The 12,520-nt window shown below is 71.4% G+C and carries 10 protein-coding genes; 8 read left to right on the forward strand and 2 right to left on the reverse strand.

Annotation, left to right across the window (positions count from 1 at the left end):
- The first annotated feature begins 231 nt into the window (after positions 1 to 231).
- The 8 genes from ACFYW5_RS32450 (at position 232) to ACFYW5_RS32485 (ending at position 10,672) form a co-directional block, all read left to right on the forward strand.
- On the forward strand, positions 232 to 1,674 hold the full coding sequence (locus tag ACFYW5_RS32450; RefSeq protein WP_389420704.1) for a hypothetical protein: 1,443 nt from the start codon (positions 232 to 234) through the stop codon (positions 1,672 to 1,674).
- Positions 1,675 to 1,832: 158 nt separating this feature from the next.
- A complete protein-coding gene (locus ACFYW5_RS32455; protein WP_389420705.1) occupies positions 1,833 to 2,675 on the forward strand; it encodes a nitrilase-related carbon-nitrogen hydrolase in 843 nt (280 codons plus the stop codon).
- Positions 2,672 to 3,961: an aspartate aminotransferase family protein gene (locus ACFYW5_RS32460; protein ID WP_389420706.1), complete on the forward strand. Its 1,290-nt coding sequence runs from the start codon at positions 2,672 to 2,674 to the stop codon at positions 3,959 to 3,961. The genes ACFYW5_RS32455 and ACFYW5_RS32460 overlap by 4 nt, the downstream gene beginning before the upstream one ends.
- 35 nt (positions 3,962 to 3,996) lie before the next feature.
- On the forward strand, positions 3,997 to 5,571 hold the full coding sequence (locus ACFYW5_RS32465) for a PucR family transcriptional regulator (protein ID WP_389420707.1): 1,575 nt from the start codon (positions 3,997 to 3,999) through the stop codon (positions 5,569 to 5,571).
- Between the two features lie 155 nt (positions 5,572 to 5,726).
- On the forward strand, positions 5,727 to 6,569 hold the full coding sequence (locus tag ACFYW5_RS32470; protein ID WP_389420708.1) for a nitrilase-related carbon-nitrogen hydrolase: 843 nt from the start codon (positions 5,727 to 5,729) through the stop codon (positions 6,567 to 6,569).
- A gap of 31 nt (positions 6,570 to 6,600) precedes the next feature.
- Complete coding sequence (gene hydA / locus ACFYW5_RS32475) at positions 6,601 to 7,995, forward strand: dihydropyrimidinase (protein ID WP_389420709.1); 1,395 nt, start codon at positions 6,601 to 6,603, stop codon at positions 7,993 to 7,995.
- An 11-nt stretch (positions 7,996 to 8,006) separates the two neighbouring features.
- Complete coding sequence (locus ACFYW5_RS32480; RefSeq protein ID WP_389420710.1) at positions 8,007 to 9,026, forward strand: TIGR03842 family LLM class F420-dependent oxidoreductase; 1,020 nt, start codon at positions 8,007 to 8,009, stop codon at positions 9,024 to 9,026.
- A 128-nt stretch (positions 9,027 to 9,154) separates the two neighbouring features.
- Positions 9,155 to 10,672 carry an NCS1 family nucleobase:cation symporter-1 gene (locus tag ACFYW5_RS32485; protein ID WP_389420711.1) on the forward strand — a complete coding sequence of 506 codons (1,518 nt, stop codon included), beginning with the start codon at positions 9,155 to 9,157 and terminating at the stop codon, positions 10,670 to 10,672.
- Positions 10,673 to 10,691: 19 nt separating this feature from the next.
- Here the strand turns inward: ACFYW5_RS32485 and ACFYW5_RS32490 are convergent, their stop codons facing one another.
- Together ACFYW5_RS32490 and ACFYW5_RS32495 are read right to left on the reverse strand one after the other, a co-directional pair.
- On the reverse strand, positions 10,692 to 11,363 hold the full coding sequence (locus ACFYW5_RS32490; RefSeq protein WP_389420712.1) for a hypothetical protein: 672 nt from the start codon (positions 11,361 to 11,363) through the stop codon (positions 10,692 to 10,694).
- Positions 11,364 to 11,511: 148 nt separating this feature from the next.
- Entirely contained in the window at positions 11,512 to 12,513 is a 1,002-nt protein-coding gene (locus tag ACFYW5_RS32495; protein ID WP_389420713.1) for a carboxymuconolactone decarboxylase family protein, read from the reverse strand.
- Positions 12,514 to 12,520: the final 7 nt, after the last annotated feature.

The raw sequence follows: 12,520 nt of genomic DNA on the forward strand, positions 1-12,520 counted from the left end.
GCCACGAGCTGGCAGCAGCCTGATAGCCACACCCGGCACCCCTGGGCGATCCAACCCTACGAATGGCTCGATCAACCCGATCAAGAAGGTAGAGCGGCCTGAGCTTCTCGCGGTCACGTTCCGGCAGGGTGGGCGCACTCTGCGTTCCGCCGGAAAACTCCCCGTAGCCTCCCCGTAACACGACTGGTGTTGCCTACGGACCGGAGTGTTCCGGTCTGGCGGGAGTTCAGCATGGCTGTGGAACAACTCCCGGCTCAGGTGCGGGAGTTCGCGAACTACCTGAACGGTCTGATGGCGCGCCTCGATCAGGGCGGCGGCTGGTGCGGGGTGTTCTGGCAGCGCGATCCGGACGGCATGCGCGCCTGCCTCGACGGCCGTGAAATGCCGCCGTGGGACGTGGTGGAGGCGCTCCTCCAGGACCTCGCCTCGGAGTACGGCCCCGAAGCCGCCCGCGCCGAGGCAGACGGAGCGCGCACGCGGCACGCCGCCGCGCTCCTCGCCCACGACGCCCGCCCCGGCGGCCGGGACGCCCTCGGTGACCGGCTCGACGTGATGCTCCGCGAGCAGCGGTACGCCGCGGAACGGCAGGCGGAGCTGGGTCGTTCGCTGGCCGCGGCCACCACGCAGGATCACGCGGACGCACTGCGCCTCGACCTCGCCTGGGCCCGCGACGACCACGCACGAGCCACGGCCCGTTGCGCTGAACTCCGTTCGAGAATGGCCGAGTTGGACCGCCGCTCGGCGCACGCCCCCGCCCCCGGCTCTCAGGCACCCAACGCGCACGCCCCCGCCCCCGGCCCTCACGCGCCCAACACACACGCCCGCGCCCCCCGCCCCCAAGCCCCCGGCACGAATCCCGCGCAACCCCCTGGCCAGGCGTCCCCCTCCTGGGGCGCCGGCAGCTCGACCGGGGCTCCCGCCCCCGCCCCCGTCCCCAAGCAGCGCAAGCGGCGTCGGGGCGGTGCTCGTTTCGCCGGGATGGGGGAGGAGGCCGCCGCCCCCGTCGTCGTACCGCCCACCGCCGTACCGTCCCTCCCCGAGCCCTCCGACGCCCCGGGCCGTCGCACCCCCAGGGGTGCCCGCTTCGCCGGGGCCGCCGAGGTCGTGGAAGCAGCCGCGCAGCCGCTGGTCGAGCCGGTGGACGGCGCGGACCGGCGCGAGGTCGCGGGGGCCGTCGAGAGGCTGCTGCGGCTGCGGCGCGAGGGCCGTAGCGGTGAGGCGCACGCGCTGCTCGCCGAGATCACGTACTCGTCGCCCGGCCGGTACCCCCTGCTCGCCGTCGAGCTCCAGCGGGCCGGGCTCGGCGCGGACTGGGCCACCCTGCTGTGGGAGGCCGCCTCGCTGCCCGCCGACCGGCTGGTCGCGGCGGCGGACGCGCTGGTCGCCGCGGGCCGCGAGGGCGACGCGGAGCAGATCATGCGGCAGGGAGTCGTCCGGTCCGCCGACGAGATGGGACAGGTCGTGCTGGGGCTCGCCGGGGAGGGGCGCCGGCGCGAGATCGGCGCCCTGCTGGACGCCTACGTACGGGTCCGCACGCCCGCGGAGGCCGCCCGCAGCGTGGCCGCGGACCCGGGAACCCTCGTACCGTTGCTGCTGGAGGCCGCACGGGGTGTGTCGGACGAGCGGCACTGGGATCTCGTCCACGCGCTGCGGGTCGCCGGCTTCGCCGCCTGACGGGCCGCGGGACTCACCCACAGGAGTGTGAAACCGGATCGCCGCAGCGGGTTGCCGACGATGGTCTTGGCAAGCCCGTCCAGGAGGCTTACGTTCGTGCCTCTACGGCCTGCATCTACGGGCGTAGAGGCTCTGACGTCCCGTCGAAGGAGCAGCTCATGGCCAACGTCGTACGCGCCGCTCTGGTCCAGGCCACCTGGACCGGCGACACCGAGTCCATGGTGGCGAAACACGAGGAGCACGCACACGAGGCGACCCGCCGGGGCGCCCAGGTGATCGGGTTCCAGGAAGTCTTCAACGCCCCCTACTTCTGCCAGGTGCAGGATCCGGAGCACTACCGCTGGGCCGAGCCCGTCCCCGACGGGCCGACCGTGCGCCGGATGCGCGAACTCGCCCGCGAGACCGGCATGGTGATCGTCGTGCCGGTCTTCGAGATCGAGCAGTCCGGCTTCTACTACAACACCGCGGCCGTGATCGACGCCGACGGCTCCTACCTGGGCAAGTACCGCAAGCACCACATCCCGCAGGTCAAGGGCTTCTGGGAGAAGTACTACTTCAAACCCGGAAACGCCGGCTGGCCGGTTTTCGAGACCGCCGTCGGCAAGGTCGGCGTCTACATCTGCTACGACCGCCACTTCCCGGAGGGCTGGCGGCAACTGGGTCTGAACGGCGCCCAGTTGGTCTACAACCCGTCCGCCACCCACCGCGGGCTCTCCTCCCACCTGTGGCGTCTGGAGCAGCCCGCGGCGGCCGTCGCCAACGAGTACTTCGTCGCCGCGATCAACCGCGTCGGCGTCGAGGAGTACGGCGACAACGACTTCTACGGGACGAGCTACTTCGTCGATCCGCGCGGACAGTTCGTGGGGGAGGTCGCCAGCGACAGCAAGGAGGAACTCCTCGTCCGCGACCTCGACTTCGACGTCATCGAACAGGTGCGGCAGCAGTGGGCGTTCTACCGTGACCGCCGCCCCGACGCCTACGAAGGGCTGGTGCAGCCGTGACGGCCGACGATCTGCTGGGACGCCACCGCCGGGTGCTGCCCGACTGGCTCGCCCTCTACTACGAGGAGCCGCTGGAGATCACCCACGGCGAGGGCCGCCATGTCTGGGACGCCGAGGGCAACAAGTACCTCGACTTCTTCGGCGGCATCCTCACCACGATGACCGCGCACGCGCTGCCCGAGGTGACCAAGGCGGTGAGCGAACAGGCCGGGCGGATCATCCACTCCTCGACCCTGTACCTGAACCGCCCGATGGTCGAACTCGCGGAGCGGGTGGCCCAGTTGTCGGGCATCCCGGACGCCCGGGTCTTCTTCACCACCTCCGGCACCGAGGCCAACGACACCGCCCTGCTGCTCGCCACCGCCCACCGGCGCAGCAACACGCTCCTGGCGATGCGCAACAGCTATCACGGCCGCTCCTTCAGCGCGGTCGGCATCACCGGCAACCGCGGCTGGTCCCCGACCTCCCTGTCCCCGCTGCAGACGCTGTACGTCCACGGCGGGGTCCGCACGCGCGGCCCGTACGCCTCGCTGAGCGACGAGGACTTCATCGCGGCCTGCGTCGAGGACCTGAGGGACCTGCTCGGCCACACCCGGGCGCCCGCCGCCCTGATCGCCGAGCCCGTCCAGGGCGTCGGCGGCTTCACCTCCCCGCCGGACGGCCTGTACGCGGCCTTCCGCGAGGTGCTCGCCGAGCGCGGCATCCTCTGGATCGCCGACGAGGTGCAGACCGGCTGGGGCCGCACCGGCGACCACTTCTGGGGCTGGCAGGCGCACGGCAGGAACGGTCCGCCGGACATCGTCACCTTCGCCAAGGGCATCGGCAACGGGATGTCCATCGGCGGGGTGATCGCCCGCGCCGAGATCATGAACTGCCTGGACGCCAACAGTATCTCGACGTTCGGCGGCACCCAGATCACCATGGCGGCCGGGCTCGCCAACCTGACGTACCTCCTGGAGCACGACCTCCAGGGCAACGCCCGGCGGGTCGGCGGACTGCTCATCGAGCGGCTGCGGGCGGTCGGCGCGCAGGTGCCGTACGTACGAGAGGTGCGCGGGCGCGGCCTGATGATCGGCATCGAGCTGGCCGAGCCCGGGACGGACCGGGCGGCTCCCGAGGCGGCCGCCGCCGTCCTGGAGGCGGCCCGCGCGGACGGGCTCCTGATCGGCAAGGGCGGCGGTCATGACACCAGTGCGCTGCGAATCGCCCCGCCGCTGTCGCTGTCCGTCGCGGAGGCCGAGGAGGGTGCCGCGATCCTCGAACGCGCTCTGCGGAGCCTTCAGTAACGCGCTCCGCGGAGCCTTCAGCAAGGGACACCGCCATGACCACCACCCTGGAACCCGCCCTGTCGGTCCGTCAGGTCCTCGCCCTGGAGCGGGTGCTGGCCGGGGAACCCGAGGTGGTGGCCGGCGCCGGCCAGCTCGACCGGCCGGTGCGCTGGGTGCACGTGGCCGAGGCCGCCGACGTCGGCGTGATGCTCAGGGGCGGCGAGATGGTGCTGACCACCGGGGTGCTGCTGGCCGGTGACGACGGCGCCCAGGCCGAGTACATCCGGTCCCTGCACCGCGCGGAGGCCGCGGCCGTGGTCCTCGGACTCGGCCGCGCCTTCCCTGCCGCCCCGGACGCGATGCGCCGGGCGGCCGAGCGGTGCGGGCTGCCGATGGTGGTCCTGCACCGGCCCTTCCCCTTCGCCGAGCTGACCGAGGAGGTCCAGTCCCGGCTGGTGCGGCGGAAGTTCGCCGCCGTCAGCCTCTCGGAGTCGGTACGGACCGCGCTCACCGCCCTGATCACCTCGGGCGCCCCGCTCCAGCGGCTGCTCGACGAGATCGCCCTGCACAGCGCCTGCCCGGTCGTCGTCACCAACCTCGCCCACCGGGTGCTGGCCACCGCGGGCGAGCGGTCGGCTGTGGACGACGTGCTGCGCGACTGGGACCGCATCGCCCGGCAGGCATGGGGGCACCACCCAGGCCTTTCAGGCACTGGGGGAGGCAGTGCGGGCGACGGCTGGATCCGGGCCGAACTCGGCGGCCGGGGCGAACGCTGGGGCCGGATCGTGCTGTGCGGCCACCGCGGCGACACCGCCACCGGACGGCTGCTCGCCGACCGCGCCGCCGAGGCCCTGGTGCTGCACCGCATGCTCGGCGGCACCTCCGCCCGCACCTGGGAGGAGCAGTCCGCGCAGGGCCTGCTCACCGACCTGGTCAGCGGGATCGTACCGGCCAGGCAGCTGCTGCCGCGGGCGCGGGCGGCCGGACTGCCCGTCAACCGGCGCACCTTCGTGCCGCTGGTCGTCCGGGGCGGCGACCCCGTCCACCTCGACCGGGTGCTGCGGACGCTGGGACTCCCCGGCATCGTCGCGGAGCTGGCCGACCCGGTCACCGCCGTCCTGCTGAGCCTCGCCCGGGACCAGGACGCGGGCGTGCTCACCGCCAACTTCGCGACCCGGCTGCGCGCGGAGGCACCCGGCACCGTCGTGGCCGCCGCCGACCCCCGCGCCGCCTGGGACGACGTGCCCGCGGGACTGCGCGAGGCGCGGCATGTCGCCGACGCCGTGACCGACGTCCTCGACGTCCCCGCGGTGGTGCGCCTCAGGGACGTCCATCTGCGCGGCCTGATCCGGCTGTTGAGGGACGACCCGCAGGTGCAGTCCTTCGCGGAACGGGAGCTGGACGGACTGCTCGGCGGCCCGGAGGAGGACCTGCTGGCGGTGCTGCGCACCTACCTCGCCACCGGCCGCAACAAGTCCCGCACCGCCCAGCTCCACCATGTCTCCCGGCCCGCGCTCTACCGCCGGCTGGAAGCCATACAGGGCCGCCTCGGAGTGGACCTCGACGACTTCGAGCAGGCCGCCTCGGTGCACATCGCCCTGCTCGCCCACGATGCGCAACAGAGCTGAAACATGCCACGACCTGGGAAAACGGCGGTGAAACATGGGCCTGAGACAGGGTGACACCGTGGCACGCCGGATGCCCGCAGACGTGACACCGTGCCAATCGAAGCACGCGCCCGGACTTCCTAGTCTCGCTGCACACCGAGCGACCGGAGGTCCCGATGAGCCGAGTGATCCGTGCCGCCCTCTTCCAGACCGCGTGGACGGGCGACAAGGAGTCGATGATCCAGGTGCACGAGCAGGCGGCCCGCGACGCCGCCGCCCAGGGCGCACAGGTGCTGTGCTTCCAGGAACTGTTCTACGGACCGTACTTCTGCCAGGTGCAGGACAAGGCGTTCTACGAGTACGCCGAACAGATCCCCGAGGGCCCGATCGTCCGGCGGTTCCAGGCGCTCGCCAGGGAGCTGGGCATCGTGCTGATCCTGCCGATGTACGAGGAGGAGCAGCCCGGCGTGCTGTACAACACCGCCGCCGTGCTCGACGCGGACGGCTCGTACCTCGGCAAGTACCGCAAGCACCACATCCCCCAAGTGCCCGGGTTCTGGGAGAAGTTCTACTTCCGGCCCGGCAACCTCGGCTGGCCCGTCTTCGACACCCGGGTCGGCCGGATCGGCGTCTACATCTGCTACGACCGCCACTTCCCCGAGGGCTGGCGGGCACTGGGCCTCGCGGGCGCCGAGATCGTCTTCAACCCCTCGGCCACCTCGCGCGGCCTGTCCGCCTACCTGTGGCAGCTGGAGCAGCCGGCGGCGGCCGTCGCCAACGAGTACTTCGTCGGGGCGATCAACCGGGTCGGCGTCGAGGAGCTGGGCGACAACGACTTCTACGGGACGACGTACTTCGTCGACCCCGAGGCCCGGTTCGTGGGCGAGGTGGCCTCCGACAAGGAGACCGAACTCGTGGTCCGCGACCTGGACATGGCCAAGCTGCGCGAGGTCCGCGACCGCTGGCAGTTCTACCGGGACCGCCGCCCCGACGCCTACCCCCCGCTGACCGCACCCTGAGCACACCGCCCACCCCGGGAGGAGAGGGACCATGAGCAGCCGTACCGTCATCCGTGGCGGTCTCGTCATCACCGCGTCCGACGAGGTCCACGCCGACGTCCTGATCGAGGACGGCCGCGTCGCCGCCCTCGCCGTGCCCGGTACGCAGAGCTGGAGCGCGGACCGCACGATCGACGCCACCGGGAAGTACGTCATCCCGGGCGGCGTCGACGCCCACACCCACATGGAGCTGCCCTTCGGCGGCACCTTCGCCTCCGACACCTTCGAGACCGGCACCCGGGCCGCCGCCTGGGGCGGTACGACCACCATCGTGGACTTCGCCGTGCAGAGCGTCGGACACAGCCTGCGCGAGGGCCTGGACGCCTGGCACGCCAAGGCCGAGGGCAACTGCGCGATCGACTACGGCTTCCACATGATCGTCTCCGACGTGAACCAGGACACGCTCAAGGAGATGGACCTGCTGGTGGAGGAGGGCGTCACCTCCTTCAAGCAGTTCATGGCCTACCCGGGCGTCTTCTACAGCGACGACGGCCAGATCCTGCGCGCCATGCAGCGCTCCGCCGAGAACGGCGGCCTGATCATGATGCACGCCGAGAACGGCATCGCCATCGACGTGCTGGTGGAGCAGGCCCTGGCGCGCGGGGAGACCGATCCTCGCTACCACGGGGAGGTGCGCAAGGCGCTGCTGGAAGCCGAGGCCACGCACCGCGCCATCCGGCTCGCGCAGGTCGCGGGCGCGCCGCTGTACGTCGTGCACGTCTCGGCGATGGAGGCGGTCGCCGAGCTGGCGCGAGCGCGCGACGACGGGCTCAACGTCTTCGGCGAGACCTGCCCGCAGTACCTGTTCCTGTCCACCGACAACCTCGCCGAGCCGGGCTTCGAGGGCGCCAAGTACGTCTGCTCCACTCCGCTGCGCCCCAAGGAGCACCAGTCCAGGCTCTGGCAGGGGCTGCGCACCAATGACCTCCAGGTCGTCTCCACCGACCACTGCCCGTTCTGCTTCGTGGGCCAGAAGGAGCTCGGCCGGGGCGACTTCTCCAAGATCCCCAACGGTCTGCCGGGCGTGGAGAACCGTATGGACCTCCTCCACCAGGCCGTCGTCGACGGGCACATCTCGCGCCGCCGGTGGATCGAGATCGCCTGCGCCACCCCGGCCCGGATGTTCGGCATGTACCCGAAGAAGGGCACCCTGGCGCCCGGCTCCGACGCCGACGTCGTCATCTACGACCCGGGCGCCGAGCAGGTCATCTCGGCGCAGACCCACCACATGAACGTCGACTACTCGGCCTACGAGGGCAGGCGCGTCACCGGCCGGGTGGAGACGGTCCTCTCGCGCGGCGAAGTCGTCATCAGCGAGCGGGAGTACACCGGCCGCGCCGGGCACGGGGTCTACACGCCCCGCTCCACCTGTCAGTACCTCATCTAGGAGTGGCGCACATGGACTTCGGACTCGTCCTGCAGACCGACCCGCCCGCCTCGAAGGTCGTCAGCCTGATGAAGCGGGCCGAGCGCAACGGCTTCACCCACGGCTGGACCTTCGACTCCGCCGTGCTGTGGCAGGAACCGTTCGTGATCTACAGCCAGATCCTCGCCCACACCACCAAGCTGACGGTCGGGCCGATGGTCACCAACCCGGGCACCCGCACCTGGGAGGTCACCGCCTCCACCTTCGCCACCCTCAACGACATGTTCGGCAACCGCACGATCTGCGGCATCGGCCGCGGCGATTCCGCGATGCGGGTGGCCGGCCGCAAGCCCAACACCCTCGCCCGGATCAGCGAGGCCATGAAGGTCATCCGCGCCCTCGGCAGCGGCGAGGAGGCCGACCTCGGCGGCACCGTGATCAGGTTCCCGTGGATCAAACCGGGCGCCGAACTCCCCGTCTGGATGGCCGCGTACGGCCCGAAGGCGCTGAAGATGACCGGCGAGGAGGCGGACGGCTTCATCCTCCAACTAGCCGACCTGTACCTCACCGAGTACATGGTCAAAGCGGTCAAGGACGCGGCCGTCGCCGCTGGACGTCCGGCCGACGACGTCAAGATCTGCGTCGCCGCCCCCGCCTACGTCACCGAGGACGACTCGCCCGCGGCCCTCGCCCACGCGCGCGAGCAGTGCCGCTGGTTCGGCGGGATGGTCGGCAACCATGTGGCCGACCTGGTGTCCAAGTACGGCGAGCACTCCGCCGCCGTACCCGATGAACTCACCGACTACATCAAGGCCCGCGAGGGGTACGACTACTCCCACCACGGACGGGCCGACAACCCCGACACCGCCTTCGTGCCGGACGAGATCGTCGACCGGTTCTGTCTCATCGGACCCGTCGACAAGCACATCGAGAAGCTGACCGCCCTGCGCGAGCTGGGCGTCGACCAGTTCGCCGTCTACGACATGCACGACGCCCAGGAAGCCGTCATCGACGCGTACGGGGCCCACGTCATCCCCGCCCTCCGCGGCTGACCTTCCTCCCCCGAGACCCCCCTCCCCGCCGTCCCGGGGAGGGGGCCCAGGGCGCATTCCCTCAGCGCACCCCCATCGGCGCCACCCGCACGGCCTTTCCCGTCCCACCGTCCCTGATTGGCCTGCCCATGACCGACACCGCTCCCACGGCGATACCGCCGTCCTCCCAAGTCACCCTGGCCGACGGCCGGGTGGAGCTCGCCCCGGGGTCCCCGCCGCCCAGCGGCCGTTACGCCAACGACGACCTGCTCCCGGTTCCGGTGGAGAAGCGGACCTGGACCACGTACAACTTCTCCGCCCTGTGGGTCGGCATGGCCCACAACACCGCCTCCTGGACCCTGGCCTCCGGGCTCATCGCCGTCGGCATGGACTGGAAGCAGGCGGTGTTCACCATCGCGCTGGCCAATGTGATCGTGCTGGTGCCGATGCTGCTCACCGGGCACGCCGGACCCAAGTACGGCATCCCCTTCCCGGTGTTCGCGCGCGCCTCCTTCGGCATCCGCGGCGCCAACCTGCCCGCCGTCGTACGGGCGTTGGTGGCCTGCGGCTGGTTCGGCATCCAGACCTGGATCGGTGGCGAGGCGATCTTCTTCCTGGCCGGGAAGCTGATCGGGGACGGCTGGGCCGACGCGGGGAGGATCGGCGGGTACGCCTGGACCATGTGGCTGTCCTTCGCGATCTTCTGGGCGATCCAGGTCGCGATCATCTACCGGGGCATGGAGACGATCCGCCGGTTCGAGAACTGGGCGGCGCCCTTCGTGCTGGTCGGCGCCTTCGTGATGCTGTGGTGGATGAGCGAGAAGGCCGGCGGCTTCGGTCCGCTGCTGGACCAGCCCTCCAAGCTCGGCTGGGGCGGTGACTTCTGGAAGCTGTTCTGGCCCTCCCTCATGGGCATGATCGGCTTCTGGTCCACGCTCTCCCTGAACATCCCGGACTTCACCCGGTACGGGAAGAGCCAGAAGGCCCAGACCTGGGGACAGGCTCTCGGACTCCCTACGACCATGACGCTGTTCGCGTTCCTGTCGGTGATGGTCACCTCCGGCTCGGCGGCGGTCTACGGCGAACCGATCTGGGACCCGGTGCAGTTGGCCGCCAAGACCGACAACGTGGTCGGACTGCTCTTCGCCCTGGTGACCGTGCTGGTGGCGACCCTGTCGGTGAACATCGCCGCCAACCTGGTCTCCCCGGCCTTCGACTTCTCCAACATCGCGCCCCGGAAGATCAGTTTCCGCGCCGGCGCGCTCGCCACCTGTGTCCTCGGCGTGCTGATCTTTCCCTGGAAGCTGTACTCCGACCCGCAGGGCTACATCTTCACCTGGCTCGGCCTGGTCGGCGGACTGCTCGGCACGGTCGCCGGCATCCTCATCGCCGACTACTGGATCCTGCGCCGCGCCCGGCTCGACCTGGCCGACCTGTACCGCACCGGCGGGCGCTACTGGTACGAGGGCGGCTGGAACTGGCGGGCCGTCGTGGCCTTCCTGGCCGGGGGTGTGCTGGCCATCGGCGGCGCGGACTTCGACCCGCTGATCGACGGCACGCCCGTCCCGGCGCTCTCCCCGCTCGCCGACTACGGCTGGGCGGTGGGTCTGGGCACCTCGATGGTGCTGTATCTCGCGCTGATGCTGCCGCGCCGGCGCAGCGCCTAGCGGACCCGCGGGAGGACGGTCACCCCTTCCGACCGTCCTCCAGCGCCGCCACCGCCTCCTTGGCGGCCTTGATGGCACCCTTGTTGATCTCGTCCGAGCCGGGCGCCTGCTTCGTCTCGAAGTCGCTGCCGTTGTAGGTGACGACGACCAGCGCGTTGGACACCTGGGCCAGCACCACGCCCTCGCGGGTCTGCTGCTTGTCCTCGGTGGTCAGGTTCACCACCGAATACCCCGCGTCCCCGAGGCCCGGAACATCCCCTCCGCCGCTCTTGTCCTCGACTCGCTGCTGGTACGACTTCTGTGCCGCTTCGTCCGAGTCCATGATCTCGAAGGAGACGTCGAGCCAGCGGTAGTCGTACCCCTGGAGCGCGTTCCAGGAGCAGGTGCGGCGCAGCTCGGTGTCCGTGGACGGGATCTCCTTGCCGGCGGCCTTGGCGCCCGGAACCAGCGACTTGACCGTGGCCGAGGAGACGCTGTCGCAGGGCGCGGGGGCCCCGGTGTACGTCTTCGACGCGGCCGAGGCCGAGGGTGCCGAGGCCGACTTGTGCTCCGTCCTCTCCTGCGCCTGCGGCGCGGCGGCCTCCGGTTCCGCGGCGAACGGGCCGGACGTCAGCGCCCAGCCCGCCACGGCGAGCACCACGACGGGGGACAGACGGGCGGTGAGGGCGAGCGGGAGGGGGTAGGAACGCACGGCGCACTTTTCGTGGGGGACGGTGCGGAGGGGGTCCGCACTGCGGACGGGACGGCAGTTTCGCACGGCTGACTGTGGGGCGGAAGTGTCAACTCGCTCCGTGCACGGGCGGTGACGCAGGCCCACCGCCCGTGCGCCGTCTGCCCTGTTATGTCCGTGCGATGGATCGGCTCAGCGCGGACGCGATCCGGTCCACCGCCGTGAACGCCCCGTAGGCCACGAGGTGCACCAGACAGTGGTCGGTGTGCTCGGGCCGCCGCCAGGCCGCCACGTCCTCGTCGGTGATCCGGTACGGCGCGAGGGCCGCCAGCAGCGCCAGCCGCGCCCCCGGCCGCTCCCGGCGGTCCGGGAACCCCTCGAGCACCGGTCCCGGATGCCGCCCGTCCCAGTGCCACAGCCGCTCCCGTACGACGGCCTGCTCGTCGGCGCCGAGCAGCTCGGCGCCCGCCATGGCCGCCCGCAGCAGCGCCGCGTAGGCCGGTCCCACGGCACGGTCGCCCGCCCACGCGGGAGCCTCGCCGGGCTCGGGGCCGTCCAGCAGCGCGAGCGACGCGCCGGGCACGGCCGTGCGGCGCACGGTCCGGGAGAGCGAACGGCCGGCCAGGCTGCGCACCACCCTCAGCCGCTGGGCGTTCGCCGGCATCAGGCCCCCGCTCACCAGGGCCGACACCATCCGGTTGATGAAGTGGAAGGCGAGCGCCGTGCCGACGTACCCGGGAGCGTGCTCACGGGGGAAGGGGTACGGCTGCGACGCGGGGCTCGGCACTCGGGTCCGCCTGCCCCACTCCAGCACGCGCGCGTGCTCCTCGTTCGCCGGGCGCTCTCCCCGCACCAGGCGCTCGGCGAGGGCGTGGTCGCCGGTGGCGTGCAGCAGCACGGTGTGGGCGTCCACGCAGAACGGGCACTGGTTGGCCTGGGACACCCCGAGCGCCGCGAGCTCCTTGCCGGTCCGGCTGCCGGGGCCCGCGATCAGCGACTCGCGCAGCAACGCCCAGGTGCCGGTGAGGATGTCCGGTGCCGAGGAGAGCACCACGAAGGTGGCCGGTTCGTCGATGCCGAAGTCATGGGAGAGCTGCCGGTAGACCTCGGCGACACGACCGGTGGCCGCCTTGGGCGGCACGGGCCGGGTGTAACGGAAGGGTGTGGTCATGGGCAGC

The sequence above is a fragment of the Streptomyces sp. NPDC002779 genome (assembly GCF_042888685.1).
Lineage (GTDB): Bacteria > Actinomycetota > Actinomycetes > Streptomycetales > Streptomycetaceae > Streptomyces.